The sequence below is a fragment of the Bradyrhizobium sp. WYCCWR 13022 genome, assembly GCF_030435535.1.
Taxonomy (GTDB): Bacteria; Pseudomonadota; Alphaproteobacteria; order Rhizobiales; family Xanthobacteraceae; genus Bradyrhizobium.
In genome coordinates, this window is the sequence record NZ_JAUIZJ010000002.1 from 1062062 (window position 1) to 1076877 (window position 14816).

Consider the following 14816-nt stretch of genomic DNA (forward strand, 5'->3'; position numbering starts at 1 on the left):
AACAACGACGACCTAAACGACCAAGACATCGCATCCCAATTCCGGGCGCGCAGCAGGGTCTGCGTCCCGGCTCGCGGGAGAGCTGTCTCTCTTGCAGGGGCAAAGCCATGAATCTCTCGAAGTTCTTCATTGATCGTCCGATTTTCGCCGGCGTGCTGTCGGTGCTGATTTTCCTCGCGGGGCTGATCTCGCTGTTCGCGATGCCGATCTCGGAATATCCCGATGTCGTGCCGCCCTCCGTCGTGGTGCGCGCGACCTATCCCGGCGCCAATCCCAAGGTGATCGCGGAGACGGTGGCGACGCCGATCGAGGAGCAGATCAACGGCGTCGAGAACATGCTCTACATGTCGAGCCAGGCGACAACCGACGGCGCGATGACGCTGACGGTGACGTTCCGCCTTGGCACCGATCCCGACAAGGCGACGCAGCTGGTGCAGAACCGCGTGCAGCAGGCCGAGCCGCGCCTGCCGGCGGTGGTGCGCCAGCTCGGCATCATCACCAAGAAATCGTCGCCCGACCTCACCATGGTCGTCCACTTGCTGTCACCGAACAACCGCTACGACATGACGTACTTGCGCAACTACGCGGTGCTCAACGTCAGGGATCGCCTGGCGCGGATCGACGGCGTCGGCGATGTCCAGCTCTATGGCGCGGGCGACTATTCGATGCGGGTCTGGGTCGATCCGCAGAAGGCAGCCGAGCACGGCCTGACCGCCAGCGATATCGTCAAGGCCATTCAGGCGCAGAACGTCGAGGCCGCCGCCGGCGTGGTCGGCTCCTCGCCGAACGTCAAGGGCATCGACCTGCAGCTCTCGGTCAATGCCGAGGGGCGCCTCGCCAACGAAGAGCAGTTCGGCGACATCGTGGTCAAGACAGGCACGCGAGGCGAAGTTGTGCGGCTGCGCGACGTCGCGCGCATAGAGCTCGGCGCGTCCGAATACGGCCTGCGCTCGCTGCTCGACAACAAGCAGGCGGTGGCGATCCCGATTTTCCAGGCGCCGGGCTCCAACGCGCTCGAGATTTCCGACCACGTGCGCGCCACCATGGCCGAGATCAAGAAGAACATGCCGGAGGGCGTGTCCTATCAGATCGTCTACGATCCGACCCAGTTCGTGCGCTCCTCCATCGAGGCCGTGATCCACACGCTGCTGGAGGCCGTCGCGCTGGTGGTACTGGTGGTGATCCTGTTCCTGCAAACCTGGCGCGCGTCGATCATCCCGCTGCTCGCCGTGCCGGTGTCGATCGTCGGCACCTTCGCCGTGATGCACGTGTTCGGCTTCTCCATCAACGCGCTCAGCCTGTTCGGCCTCGTGCTCGCCATCGGCATCGTCGTCGACGACGCCATCGTCGTGGTCGAGAACGTCGAGCGCAACATCGAGGGCGGGCTGTCGCCGCGCGATGCCACCTATCAGGCGATGCGCGAGGTCTCGGGGCCGATCATCGCGATCGCGATGGTACTGATCGCGGTGTTCGTGCCGCTCGCCTTCATCTCCGGCCTCACCGGGCAATTCTACAAGCAATTCGCGCTGACGATTGCAATCTCCACCGTAATCTCCGCCGTCAACTCGCTGACGCTGTCGCCGGCTTTGTCGGCCCTGCTGCTGAAGGGCCATCATGAACCGAAGGACCGGCTGACGATCATCCTCGAAAAGACCTTCGGCTGGTTCTTCCGCCGCTTCAATCACGCCTTCACCTATTCCTCGGAGAACTACAGCGGCACCGTTACCAAGGTGATTTCGGGCAAGGCCGCCGTAATGGGTCTTTATGTGGTGCTGGTCGGCATCACCGCCTTCCTGTTCCATCAGGTGCCTGGTGGATTCGTGCCGGGCCAAGACAAGCAATATCTCGTTGGATTCGCCCGCTTGCCCGATGGCGCGACGCTCGACCGCACCGAGGAGGTGATCCGCAAGATGAGCGACATCGCACTGACCCAGCCCGGTGTCGAGAGTTCGGTCGCCTTCCCGGGCCTGTCGATCTCCGGCTTCACCAACTCGTCCAACGCCGGCATCGTGTTCTCGACGCTGAAGCCGTTCGACGAGCGCAAGGGCATGGCGCTGAGCGGGAACGCGATCGCGGCGGACCTCAACAAGAAATACGCCGGCATCCAGGAAGCCTTCATCGCCATGTTCCCGCCCCCGCCGGTCAACGGCCTCGGCACCATCGGCGGTTTCAAGCTGCAGATCGAGGACCGCGCTGGTCTCGGTTATGAGGCGTTGAACGAGGCCACCAAGGCGTTCATGGCAGCGATGCAGAAGGCGCCGGAGATCGCTGGCGTGTTCTCGAGCTTCCAGGTCAACGTGCCCCAGCTGTTCGCCGATATCGATCGCACCAAGGCGCTCCAGCTCGGTGTGCCCGTGACCGAGGTCTTCAACACGCTCCAGATTTATCTCGGCTCCTACTACGTCAACGACTTCAACAAGTTTGGCCGTACCTACTCCGTCTATGTCCAGGCCGACGCGCCGTTCCGCGCCCGCGCCGACGACATCAGGCAGTTGAAGGTGCGTTCGTCCTCCGGCGACATGGTGCCGCTGTCGGCGCTGCTCACGATCCGCCAGAGCGCGGGACCGGAGCGCGCGATCCGCTACAACGGCTTCTTGTCCTCCGACATCAACGCGGCGGCGGCGCCGGGCTACTCGTCCGGCCAGGCGCAGGAGGCAGCTACGCGCATTGCCGCGGAGGTGCTGCCGCCGGGCTTTGCCTTCGAATGGACCGACCTGACCTATCAGGAGTTCATCGCCGGCAATTCCGGCCTGTGGGTCTTCCCGCTGGCGATTCTGCTCGTGTTCCTGGTGCTGGCCGCGCTCTATGAGAGCCTGACCCTGCCGCTGTCGATCATCATGATCGTGCCGATGGGCCTGCTGGCTGCGATGTTCGGCGTCTGGCTCTCGAAGGGCGACAACAACGTCTTCACCCAGATCGGCTTGATCGTGCTCGTGGGCCTCTCGGCCAAGAACGCGATCCTGATCGTCGAATTCGCGCGCGAGCTCGAATTCGCCGGCCGCACGCCGATCCGGGCCGCGATTGAGGCGAGCCGCTTGCGGCTTCGGCCGATCCTGATGACGTCGATGGCGTTCATCATGGGCGTGCTGCCGCTGGTGCTCTCGACCGGTGCCGGCTCGGAGATGCGGCGCGCGATGGGCGTTGCGGTGTTCTCCGGCATGATCGGCGTCACCGTGTTCGGCCTGTTCCTGACGCCGGTGTTCTATGTGCTGCTGCGAACCGTAACCGGCATGAAGCCGCTGGTGCATCATGGCAGCGACATCAGTGCGGCACCGGTTCAGGGCACCGGGCACTAGGTCAAAGAAGACCCCGTCGCGCTGCGCGCGCGGTCAAACGATCGTATCGCGCGGCGACCTATTTCCGGTTCTCCTCACGGAACTTCAGCGCGGCGAGCGCCTTACCCGCGCCGCGGCACGATCGCGATCGGGGTGAAGGTGTAAACCTCCTCGCCGTTCTGGTTGAACATGGTCCATTTCACCAGCGCGATGCCTTGCGGCTTCGACTTCGACGGCGTCAGGCTCATGACCTCGCCGACCAGATGCAGGCGGTCGTTCGGCCGCACCGGGATCGTCCAGCGCAGCCCATCGACGCCGGCGCCGATCAGCGGGTGAGGTCCGAACGGACGGGTCTGGATCGCAAGGTTCATGGCAATCGCCGCGGTGTGCCATCCCGATGCAGCCAGGCCGTTGAACAGGGTCGCCTTGGCCGCCTCGTGGTCGAGATGCATCGGCTGCGGGTCGAACTCGGCGGCAAACCGTTTGATATCGGCCTCGGTGACCACGACCTCAGGGGATTTGAAACCCATGCCGACGGTGAGATCGTCGAACCAGGCGACCTGTGCCATGATCTTGCCTCGAAATGTGACGCGCCGTGCGTCCATTGCGCACGGCCAAAACGACGGATCGGTCATCGGATGTAGCGGCTCGGCCGCTCGCAGGCCAGGTCCCGGTTCCCCGCGAAACCCCTTTCCCAAATCGACGAAACACCCCTGAAACAGAGGACCGGTTAACTGACCGTCAAAATCATACAGGGACGTGCGTCATGCAATTCATTCTCGACCTGATCAGCGAATATGCCCGTTGCCAGCATCTCGTCGCCCAACCGCTTGGGGAGGACGAACAATGATCGAGTTGATCTCAGCCCTCCTCGTCCTTTGCAGCATCGGCGTCTTCGCAGCGCATGCGCTGGACGCCTATCGGACCACGCACTCCTGACCAGCGCCGGCGCCGCTAGAACGGTCGCCGGTAAAAGTGCTCCGAATGCGTTGCCGGTGGAAACCGGTTGGCGAGTGCGAGCGCGCCTTTCTCGTCCGTCTCGAGCGCGATCTTCTGCGCCAGCATCACGTCGCCCGGCACCAGGAAACCCGAGGGGACGAAGCACCACCCCATCGTCGCATTTCCGGCATCGTCGATCTCGTGGACATTGGCGGCGGTGCCGTAGTGAATGCGATAGCGCTTGCCGCTATCGCACCCGATGACATCAAAATGCCGGTGCTGCGCGAATTGGGCGCGCTGCTCTTCGGACAGCCATTCAGACAACAGCCGTCGGCCGCGCGCCTCGGGCGTATTCTCGCCGAAGAAGCGGCGGTAGAGCTCGCGGAGCGCGTGCAGACGCGCTCGCGCGGGCGCGCGAAGCCTGAAGACCGCGATCATCGGCCGTTCAGTCAGCCGCCGACCAGGCGGGGATAGAACAGCGTTTCGTGCGCGGTCGGGTCGAACGATTTGATACGCGTGACTTCGCCGGGCCCGGTCCGGTACGCCGCGGTAAAGCCCGCGCCGGTCAACTCCCGAAAGCGCTGTTCGGCCCGCGCCAACGCTTCGGCATTTTCGGGATCAAACTCGTGGCGTGTATCGCCAGTCTGATCCATCACGATCTGGGTAGCCATGTTGAGTTCTCCTCATGCCCAGCCCTGAACTTGATCTAAGCAAACCTCGTGCCGTCGGTTCCTGAAAGCAACAACTTTCTCTGACAAACAAGTCACGCCTTGCGGAGCGCCTCAGCGTACCGCGGCCGCCCCACCCCCGTCGATCTGCCGGCCCATCAGCGCAATGGCCTTCTGATAGACGCCGGCCGCATTCCAGGCCTGAATGGCGGCGAAATTCGGCTCGCCCGGCTGGTAACCGGCTCCCGCCCGCCAGCCATTGGCCTTCAGGAAATTCGCGGTCGAGCTCAGCGCGTTGGCGGCAACGTCGAGATTGCCGGTGCCATAGGCCAGGATGTTCTTGGGCATGAACTGGGTCTGGCCGACCTCACCATGCATGGAGCCGCGGGTTGCCCCCGACAGCACGCCGCGGTCGACCAGCTTCAGCGCCGCATAGAGCTGCTCGGTGAAGAATTCAGGACGCCGGCAGTCATAGGCCAGCGTCGCGATCGACGAGAGCATGTTCTGGTTACCGCGCTGGCTGCCGAAACCGGTCTCCATGCCCCAGATCGCGATCAACGGCCCCGGCGGCACGCCATAGCGCTGCTCGATCGAGGCGAACATCGCCGCCTGCGATTGCTTCAGCGACCGGCCGCGCGCGACGATCGTGGTGGCGCCGCGCTTGGCCAGGAACTGGTCGAGGGACAGCGAGAAACTGTGCTGGCTGCGATCAGCATTGATGGTGGCGCTGGCGTAACTGGTCTGCATCAAGGCCGAGATCGCGGTCTGGCCGATGCCCTTGCCCTGCGCCTCGGCGCTGAACTCGCGCTTCCAGGCCTCGAATCCGCCGGGCCCATTGCCGCATTGCGCTGCATCGGCGGCGGGCATCAGGGACAACAGTAGCGCGGCCGCGCCGATCATCGCCGTCGCAACGGTCCTGCCCTCAGTCATTCCTGCCTATCCTTCTCTCAAATTGCGCGATCGGCTCGCGCGCTGCATGATCCTACGTCAGGCGCGCCCGCTCAAGCCCCGACCGATGCAATCAATGCAAGCAATGCGCTTGACATGAATTAAAGGCTTATCGTCCCCTCTCGGTTCCGAGCAGGAAATCCACCATGATGCCCTGGTGCTGCCGATACATGTCGGTCCCGGTCGCGGTGACGCAGCCGAGCTTGCGGGCTTCGGCGATGAACGGCGAGATCTCGGGCTTGGTGATAACACAGCCGCAATAGGCCGATGGCGCCAGCCTGATAACATCGACCGGCAGCGGATCACCATCCTTCATTCCGGCCGGCGTGGCATTGGCGACGAAATCGAAGCCTGTCGGGTCGGATGTGCCCGCCCGCACGGACGCTTTGCCGAGCCCGTTGAGCCGGCCGATCAGCGCGTCGCGGCGCTCGAGTGCGCTGTCGTGAATGGCAAGTGCGCTCACACCGGCCTCGACCAGGGCCAGCGCGATGGCCGAGCCTGCCCCACCCGCCGCGACGAGCAGCGCCCGCATCCCCTTGGGATCGATCCCTTTCGCCCGCGCCGCTCCGATGAAACCGAGACCGTCCACCATGTCGCCGTGCCACGAACCGTCGGCCTGCCGGCGCATCAAATTAACGGTGCGCAGGAAGTGCGCTCGATCGGTCGCGCCGGCGCAGGCCAGATAGCAGGCGAATTTGTGCGGGATGGTCACGACGATGCCGTCGAGGTTCTTCAACCGGCTCGCGACCGAGAGAAAATCGGCCAGATCGGCGGTCGCGACCTGAACCGGAACGAGAATGGCATCATGACCACGCGCCGCGAACTCCGCGGAAACACCCGCAGGCGAGCGCACCTGCGCGATGGGATCACCGACGATGACGTAGAGCCGCGTCGCGCCCGTAGGAGCCGGCATCATGTCGTTCATGCCGAAACCGAAGCGCCGTCGCTCATCGCATCCGCACCATAAGTCAGCTCCAATCCGTCCAGATTACCCTCACTCCGCCATTTGCCGAGCAGGCGCAGGAACGCCATTGGCCCGCGCCAATATTGGCTGTTACGCGCCGCGATCGGATCGAACACGCCTTCATTGTTGTAGTAGCCGGGCGTGCATTCGGCCAGATAAGCCTGGCGGCCGACCGCTGCCTTCACGACCTCGTCGACCCACGCGTTCTCGGCGGCGAGCGTCGGCTCCAAGGTCCTCGCGCCACGCTTCCGAGCCTCGGCGATCACATAGGCGATGTGCTGCGATTGCTCGTCGATGATGTGTGGAAAATTTGCGCTCTGGCCGGCCTGCACCGTCACGATCAGGAAGCAGTTCGGGAAGCCACGGGTGTAGAAGCCGTGCATCGTCTTGACGCCATCGCGCCATCGCTCGGACAGGCTCATGCCGTCGCGGCCATAGAGCTCAAACCCCATACGGCGCGCATAGTCGGTACCGACCTCGAAACCACTGGCGTAGATCAGGCAGTCGAGCTCGTAGGCTTTGCCGTCGACGACGACCGCATTCTCGGTAATGCGATCGACGCCTCTGCCCCTGGTGTCGACGAGATGCACGTTGGGACGATTGAAGGTGTCGAGATATTCGTCGTGAAAACACGGCCGCTTGCAGAACGCCTTGTACCAGGGTTTGAGCGCGGCCGCGGCCGCCTCGTCCTTCACGACCGCATCGACGCGGGCCCGGATCTCCTCCATCTTGCGATAGTCGGCCTGCTCGTCACCTTCAGCGCCTCTTCCATCGAGTTCACCGGCTGCGGCTGGCGGCGCGGCGCCAGCAGGATCTCGCCGAGCAGGCCCGTCCAGCCGTCCTGCACGAGATCCTGCTCGAACGGCTCGCCCGAGATCACCGCGGTAAAATTGTCCATCCGCTCGCGCTGCCAGCCGGACTTGAGGCTGTCCGCCCAGGCATGGTCCGTCGGACGGTCGTCGCGTACGCCGATCGCGGAGGGCGTGCGCTGGAAAACATAGAGCTCCTTCGCCGAACGGCCGAGATGCGGCACGCATTGCACGGCGGTGGCGCCGGTGCCGATGATGCCGACGCGCTTGCCGGCAAGTCCGGTCAGACCACCTTCGGCGGTGCCGCCGGTGTACGCATAGTCCCAGCGGCTAGTGTGGAAGCTGTGACCTTTGAAGCTCTCGATGCCGGGAATGCCCGGCAGCTTCGGCCGGCTGAGTGGACCGCCTGCGAGGATCACGAAGCGCGCCTGGATGCGATCGCCCCGATCGGTCTCGACCAGCCAGCGTCCCTCCTGCTCATGCCATTCCATGCGTGAGATGACGGTCTGAAACAGCGCGCGATCATAAAGACCGAAGTGACGGCCGATGCGGCGCGAGTGTTCGTAGATCTCGGGAGCGCGCGCATATTTGCGCACCGGCATGTAGCCGGTTTCTTCCAGCAGCGGCAGATAGATGTAGCTCTCGGTATCGCAGGCCGCACCAGGATAGCGATTCCAGTACCAGGTGCCGCCGAAATCGGCAGCCTTTTCCACGATGCGGAAATCGGTAATTCCGGCCGCGCGCAGGCGCGCGCCACACAGCAAGCCGCCGAAACCGCCACCGACGATCAGCACTTCAGTTTCTTCGGCAATCGGCGCGCGAGCAAAACCGGGAGCGGCCCAGGGATCGTCGAGGTAGCGCGCAAAGCCGCCCGTCGCCTCGACATATTGCGCCTTGCCTTCGGAGCGCAGACGCAGGTCGCGCTCGTCGCGATAGCGCGCACGCAAGGCCTCGACGTCGATACTAGGCGCGCCGGCTGTACCGGTCTTGTGTCTTTCCGCTGACATCGATCTCCTCCACGGCGGCGCTGCTTCGGTCTGCGATTTGCGTCAGTTAGCCCTGAAAAAGTGACGCACGCAATCACGTCCGCCGCTTTTTGCGTGGACGTCGCGCGACGTTCGGCTACCTTGCACGCAAGCGCGAACGCGTCATGCAACGACATGATCTTAAGGCGCACGGCCTTTTCGGAGGGGACAATGCAGGGATTGATGATGGACATGCCGCTGCTGATCAGCGGCCTGATCCAATACGCAGCCGACTATCATGGCGAGGCGGAGATCGTCGCGCGCGAGATCGAGGGCGACATCCATCGCTACACCTATGCCGACGCGCATCCGCGCATTAAACGCATGGCGCTGGCGCTCGATCGGCTCGGCATGAAACAAGGCGACCGCGTCGGCACGCTGGCCTGGAATACGCATCGTCACTTCGAAATGTTCTATGCGGCGCCAGGGATGGGCTATGTGCTGCACACCGTCAATCCGCGGCTGTTTCCCGAACAGCTCGTCTACATCATCAACCACGCCGAAGACCGAATCCTCTTCGTCGATCGCGCCACGCTGCCGATCGTCGAGGCGATCGCGCCGCAGCTGAAGACCGTCGAAGCCTATGTGATGATGTCATCGCGCGAACGCATGCCCGAGACGAAGCTTGCGAACGTACACTGCTACGAGGAGTTGCTGGAGAAGGAGAGCGACGCAGGCTTCGCCTGGCCGGAGTTCGACGAGAAATCAGCTTCCACCATCTGCTACACCTCGGGCACGACGGGGAACCCCAAGGGCGTGATCTATTCGCACCGCGCCGCCATCCTGCAGACCATGACCTGCTGCAACTTCGATTTCATTCCCGGGCATCTCGAAGGGGTGCGTGAGGTCATGATGCCGATGGCGCCGCTGTTCCACGGCAACGGCTGGAATATGCCGTTTACTGCGCCCTATACCGGCTCGAAACTGGTGTTGCCCGGCCGCAACTACGAGCCCGACAAGCTCTATGAACTGCTGGAGGGCGAGAAGGTGACGCTCTCGGCGGGTGTGCCTAGCTTCTGGCTCATCCTGCTCGACTGGCTCGGCCGAACCGGCAAAAAGTTCTCGACGCTGCGTGCAACGCTGTCCTCGGGCTCGGCGCCGCCGCGCGCGATGGTCGAGAAGCTCAAGCGCGACTTTTCCGTCGACTATATCCAGGCCTGGGGCATGACGGAGGCGCTGGGCTGCTCGATGCCGGGCTTGCGGCCGGGCTCGGAGCATCTCAGCGAAACCGAGATCTTCGACCGGCGGCAGGTCTCGGGCCGCGCCTGCTTCGGCACGACCTTGCGCATCGTCGACGACGGCGGCAATGAGCTGCCGCGCGACGGCAAGACCGTCGGCCATCTGCGCGCCCGCGGCCCCTGGGTCGCCTCCGGCTACATGAAGCTCGACGAAGGCCTCGACAGCGACGGCTGGCTGATCACCGGCGACATGGCCGTGATCGACCAGCACGGCCATGTGACGCTCACCGACCGCTCCAAGGACGTGATCAAGTCGGGCGGCGAGTGGATCTCCTCGATTCAGCTCGAGGACATCGCGCTTTCCCACCCCGACGTGCTGCAGGCGGCCGTGGTCGCCATCGCGCACGAGAAGTGGCAGGAACGCCCTCTCCTTCTCGTCGTCCGCAAGAAGGGCGCGACCGTGGACGGCAAGACGTTGCTCGACCATATGCGACCCAGGATCGCGAGCTGGTGGATGCCTGATGCAGTCGAATTCCTCGACGAATTCCCGATGACCGGGACCGGCAAGGTGCTCAAATCGGCGTTGCGCGAGAAGTTCAGGGCATATCGCATCGGCTGAGCCGGCACACAACCTCCAAACCTTCGCGCCGTCCACCGATCAAGGAGACGACAAATGCTCTATCCGATGTCGCCAAAAGTCGTCGAGCTCAAGCGCAAGCTGGAAAGCTTCATGGATCGGCTCATCTATCCGAACGAGGAACGGTTTTATCGCGAAGCAGAAGAGCTCGGGCCGTGGAAGGTCTATCCCGTCGTCGAGGAGCTGAAGCCGCTCGCGCGCGCGGAAGGCCTGTGGAACCTGTTCCTGCCGGAGTCCAGCCGCGGCGCAGGCCTCACCAATCTCGAATATGCTCCGCTCTGCGAAGTGATGGGCCGCGCGCATCTGGCGCCCGAGGTGTTCAACTGCTCGGCGCCCGACACCGGAAACATGGAGGTGCTGGAGCGCTATGGCTCGGAGAAAGACAAGGAACGCTGGCTGAAGCCGCTGCTCGCGGGCGAAATCCGCTCCTGCTTCGCCATGACCGAGCCTGCAGTCGCATCATCCGATGCAACCAACATCGAGAGCTCGATCGTGCGCGACGGCGACCACTACGTGGTCAACGGCCGCAAATGGTACACGACCAACGCGACCGATCCGCGCTGCAAGATCTGCATCTTCATGGGCAAGACCGATCCAGACAATGCGGATCGTCACAAGCAGCAATCCATGATCCTGGTGCCGATGGACACCGCTGGCATCGAGGTGAAGCGGCCCCTGCCCGTATTCGGCTTCTACGGCGTGCCCGACCGTGCCTCGGAGGTCATCTTCACCAACGTCCGCGTGCCGAAGGAAAACATGCTGCTCGGCGAGGGCCGCGGATTCGAGATCGCGCAAGGACGTCTTGGCCCCGGCCGCATCCACCATTGCATGCGCCTGATTGGGCTTGCGGAACGTACGCTGGAAAAGATGTGCCGACGCGTCCGCAGCCGTGTCGCCTTCGGCAAGCCGGTGTCCGAACAGACGGTGACGCAGGAGCGCATCGCCGAGGCCCGCATCATGATCGAGCAGGCCCGGCTGCTGACACTGAACGCCGCTTACGCGATGGACACCGTCGGCAACAAGGTGGCGAAAGCCGAGATCGCGATGATCAAGGTCGCGGTGCCCAACATGGCCTGCCAGATCATCGACTGGGCGATTCAGGCTCATGGTGGCGGCGGCACCTCGAACGATTTCGGCCTGACTCAGGCCTACGCCACCGCACGCCTGCTGCGTCTCGCCGACGGGCCCGACGAGGTGCACAGGAACCAGATCGCGCGGTTCGAGCTGAAGAAATATTCGAACGCATAGAGACGGCTAGTTCAATACCTCGACCGTCGCCGAGCGTCCTGCGACCAGCGATACGTTGTCCGGCACCGGGTCCAGCGCGATGCGTACCGGCACGCGCTGGGCGAGCCGCACCCAGCTGAAGGTCGGATTGACGTTGGCAAGCAGGCTCGCACCCTCGGCACGGTCGCGATCCTCGATGCCGGCGGCGATGCTCTCGACATGGCCGGTGAGCCTGTTCTTCTCGCCCATCAAACGGACCTTGACCTTGTCGCCCACACGGATGCGCGGGAGTTTCGTCTCCTCGAAATAGCCCTCGACATGCAGCGTGTCGCTGTCGACCAGCGCCATCACGCCCTTGCCGGCGGAGACGTACGTGCCGGGCCGCAGATCCATGTTGGTGATCACGCCGTTCACGGAGGCACGCACCTCGCTCCGGTCGAGATTGAGCTGGGCGACCGCACGGTCGGCGACGGCCTGATCGAAGGCCGCCTTGGCCTGGAGCTGGGTGGCGAGCACCTGCTCCTGCTTCTGTTGGGAAACCGCGTCCGTCGTCAATGTGCTGTAGCGTTTCAGATCGGCGTTGGCCTGATCGAGCGTGGCTTGGTGACCAGCCACCGACGCATCGGCCTGCCGCAGCGCCAGCGCGAAGCGCTGCCGGTCGATCCGAAACAGCACGTCGCCGTGATGGACCTTCTGATTGTCCTTCACCAGCACGTCGGTGACGAAGCCGGACACATCGGGCGCGACCTGCACCACGTCGGCGCGCACGCGACCATCACGCGTCCAGGGCGACTCCATGTAATAGACCCACAGCTCGCGGCCGACGCCGAGCGCCGCGACGACGACAAGGACCGTCAGCGCAAGCCGGCCGAGCCAGGCAAAATTCCCTTTCATGAGAGATACTCCGAGAGATAGACGACGCCGCCGAGCAGGCAGATGAAAATGGCGAAATCGAACAGCGCGCGGTGCCAGACCAGCCGGTAGAGGTCGAAGCGCTGCATAAGCCGGCGCAGCAGCGCACTCAGCACATAGGCGACGACGATCCAGAGCAGCAGCGCCGGCACGAACACGCCGTAGATGTCGATCACATATCTCATGCCGCTACACTGGCCTCTGCGCGGGGCCGGTAGGCCGGTGCATCCGGGAACAGGCCGCGGCGGATGCCGACGAGGCCGATCAGGGCGTCTTCGCGCGCGTTGTCATTGGGATCCTTCACCGCCTGGGCCAGCGCCCGATCGACGCTGGTCAGAAGCTCGCGCGGCATGCCACCGCCCGCGTGATTGCGACAGGCAATGGCGAGCTGGTCGAGCATGTCGTCGATGACCGAGATGGTCGAAACGGCAAGCCCGTAGCGCGCGCGGCGCAGATCGATGATGTTGATGCCGATGCGAAGCTGCACGAGGCTGTCGGCATCGCGCCGGTCGCTCTCCGACAGGAAAGCGATGCGTTGCACGAGGAGCCCGAGACGGTGCAGCATGAGGCCCGCGAACTCCGCGCGGTCGCGTTTCCCCCGCCGTTCGGCGGCAACCGCAATCGTGATCCAGCTCGACAGCACCAGCCGATTGGCGATCCACTCGGCGCCCACCCCGCGCGCAATCCGCGTGACCAGCTCGGCGATGAGGACCCCGACGAAGAAGGCCACGGCGGAATTGGCGTAGGAGGCGAAATCGGCGATGTAGGTCGATTGCAGCGCCAGCAGCGTCGCGGTATTGGCCGCGAGCGCCATGCCTGTGCCCGCCGTTGCCGGTCGTGCGATCAGGAAACCATAGAGCAGGAAGGTCGGCGCCAGCGCGAGGACCAGAACCTCGATATGAGAGATCGCAGGCACCAGCGCGAACAGGTAGATCGCGACGACGACGATGGCGACCAGCGACCACAGGCCAAAACTGCGGATGAAGCGCGCGGGCTCGTCCTGGGTCGCGAAGAAAGAACAGGCCACCGCCGCCATCATCGGCGCGGAGGCGCCGTCCGGCCAGCCCGTCCCGATCCAGAACGCGCAGCAGATCAGAATGGCCGCGGCCGCGCCCGCCGCCGACCAGAGCGCCATGCCGCGATCGCGGTGGCGCACCGGGGCAGCGCCGGCCTCGGAGTGGAACGCCAGGTCGAGGGTCGAGACGTTGCGGTTCTCGGCGACCGCCTCGGTCAACTCCCGGCAATCGCGCGAGAGATCGACGAGTTCGCGCAGGCGCGACAGCAGGCTGGTGATGATGATCCGTTCCCAGGAAGCATCGTCGTCCAGCACCGACTGCCGCTCCGTGATCATGGCGCGGATCCGCTCGGCCGGCTGCCGCGCACTGACGTCGCTGAGGATCCATTGCGCGAGATCTTCCAACAATCGCTTCAGCTCCGGCTGCCGCCGCAGGGCCTCCTCCCCCAATGCCGCCAGCCGATCCTCCAGCGAGGCGATCACCGGCAGCAGCATCAGCATGCGCAGCCGGATCTCGCCGAGACCGGTCACCGCATTGCGATCGGTCAACCGGTCGTAGGCAAGATGAGTGGAGAGCGTGTCGATTTCGACGATGTCGGTCGCGAGCTTGAGGCGCTTGCCGCGCCGCGTTTCGTTGGTGCCCTCACGCAACAGGACGACCTGGCTGAGGCGGCGCGCGTCCAAAAGCCAGCTGTCGATGCGACCGGCGACGGCCGGCGCAACGCTGCGGGGAAACATGATGGTCGAGACCAGGCTGGCGCAGATGATGCCCAGCGAGATTTCCTCCAGGCGTGCAACTGCGGTGTCGAAGATCGCACCGGGATCGGACACCGAGGGAAAGCCGATCAGGGCGACCGTGTATCCGGCCAGCATGAAGACGTAGCTGCGCGGCGTGCCGTCCAGCAGCGACAGATAGAGGCAGAGCCCGACCCAGAGCGCGATGGCGAGGCACAGAAGCTCGGGCGCGTTGATCAGGTTCGGCACCAGGGCGACCGTCATGGTCGCGCCGGCCAGCGTGCCCATGACGCGGAAGAAGGCCTTCGAGCTGGTCGCGCCCGCGAGCGGCTGCGAAGTGATATAGACGGTCGCCATCGCCCAATAGGGCCGCGGTAGGTCCATGGCGAGCGCAATGACGAGCGCGAGCATCGACGCGGCAAACGTCTTCAGGGCAAAAATCAGGTCCGCATGTCGGACCAGGAACGGCTCATCTGCGCGCATA

At 64.3% G+C, this 14816-nt stretch carries 11 protein-coding genes and 1 pseudogene; 3 read left to right on the top strand and 9 right to left on the bottom strand.

The annotated features are described in order from the left end of the window. Positions 1-107: 107 nt before the first annotated feature. Positions 108-3296, top strand: coding sequence for an efflux RND transporter permease subunit (locus QY049_RS06275; RefSeq protein WP_258762089.1), 3189 nt, complete (start codon positions 108-110; stop codon positions 3294-3296). Positions 3297-3397: 101 nt separating this feature from the next. Here QY049_RS06275 and QY049_RS06280 read toward each other — a convergent pair whose 3' ends face one another. The 6 genes and pseudogenes from QY049_RS06280 to QY049_RS38955 form a co-directional block, all read right to left on the bottom strand. After that, complete coding sequence (locus QY049_RS06280; RefSeq protein WP_194476435.1) at positions 3398-3844, bottom strand: MaoC family dehydratase; 447 nt, start codon at positions 3842-3844, stop codon at positions 3398-3400. Positions 3845-4229: 385 nt separating this feature from the next. Further along, the gene (locus QY049_RS06285; RefSeq protein ID WP_194476436.1) at positions 4230-4652 is read right to left on the bottom strand and encodes a hypothetical protein; all 423 of its coding nucleotides are present in this window, start codon (positions 4650-4652) and stop codon (positions 4230-4232) included. 11 nt (positions 4653-4663) lie between these two features. Further along, positions 4664-4885, bottom strand: a complete 222-nt coding sequence (locus QY049_RS06290) for a hypothetical protein (protein ID WP_194476437.1) — start codon at positions 4883-4885, stop codon at positions 4664-4666. A gap of 111 nt (positions 4886-4996) precedes the next feature. After that, the gene (locus QY049_RS06295) at positions 4997-5812 is read right to left on the bottom strand and encodes a lytic transglycosylase domain-containing protein (RefSeq protein ID WP_258762090.1); all 816 of its coding nucleotides are present in this window, start codon (positions 5810-5812) and stop codon (positions 4997-4999) included. Positions 5813-5939: 127 nt separating this feature from the next. Then, positions 5940-6746 (bottom strand): shikimate dehydrogenase, encoded by an 807-nt coding sequence (locus QY049_RS06300; protein WP_301269269.1) that lies wholly within the window; start codon positions 6744-6746, stop codon positions 5940-5942. Positions 6747-6751: 5 nt separating this feature from the next. Further along, a pseudogene (locus QY049_RS38955) lies at positions 6752-8610 on the bottom strand (flavin-containing monooxygenase). Positions 8611-8799: 189 nt separating this feature from the next. On the opposite strand from QY049_RS38955, the gene QY049_RS06315 reads away from it, so the two are divergent. Together QY049_RS06315 and QY049_RS06320 are read left to right on the top strand one after the other, a co-directional pair. Beyond that, the gene (locus QY049_RS06315; RefSeq protein ID WP_258762092.1) at positions 8800-10425 is read left to right on the top strand and encodes a long-chain fatty acid--CoA ligase; all 1626 of its coding nucleotides are present in this window, start codon (positions 8800-8802) and stop codon (positions 10423-10425) included. A 54-nt stretch (positions 10426-10479) separates the two neighbouring features. Continuing rightward, positions 10480-11691, top strand: coding sequence for an acyl-CoA dehydrogenase family protein (locus tag QY049_RS06320; protein ID WP_258762093.1), 1212 nt, complete (start codon positions 10480-10482; stop codon positions 11689-11691). A gap of 6 nt (positions 11692-11697) precedes the next feature. Here QY049_RS06320 and QY049_RS06325 read toward each other — a convergent pair whose 3' ends face one another. Genes QY049_RS06325 through QY049_RS06335 form a run of 3 tightly spaced genes read right to left on the bottom strand, consistent with a single transcriptional unit; the run spans position 11698 to position 14815 of the window. Beyond that, on the bottom strand, positions 11698-12564 hold the full coding sequence (locus QY049_RS06325; protein WP_194476442.1) for an HlyD family secretion protein: 867 nt from the start codon (positions 12562-12564) through the stop codon (positions 11698-11700). Beyond that, positions 12561-12767: a DUF1656 domain-containing protein gene (locus QY049_RS06330; protein ID WP_194476443.1), complete on the bottom strand. Its 207-nt coding sequence runs from the start codon at positions 12765-12767 to the stop codon at positions 12561-12563. Before QY049_RS06330 ends, QY049_RS06325 begins: the two co-directional genes overlap by 4 nt. Further along, a complete protein-coding gene (locus QY049_RS06335) occupies positions 12764-14815 on the bottom strand; it encodes an FUSC family protein (protein ID WP_301269200.1) in 2052 nt (683 codons plus the stop codon). The genes QY049_RS06330 and QY049_RS06335 overlap by 4 nt, the downstream gene beginning before the upstream one ends. Position 14816 lies beyond the last annotated feature (1 nt).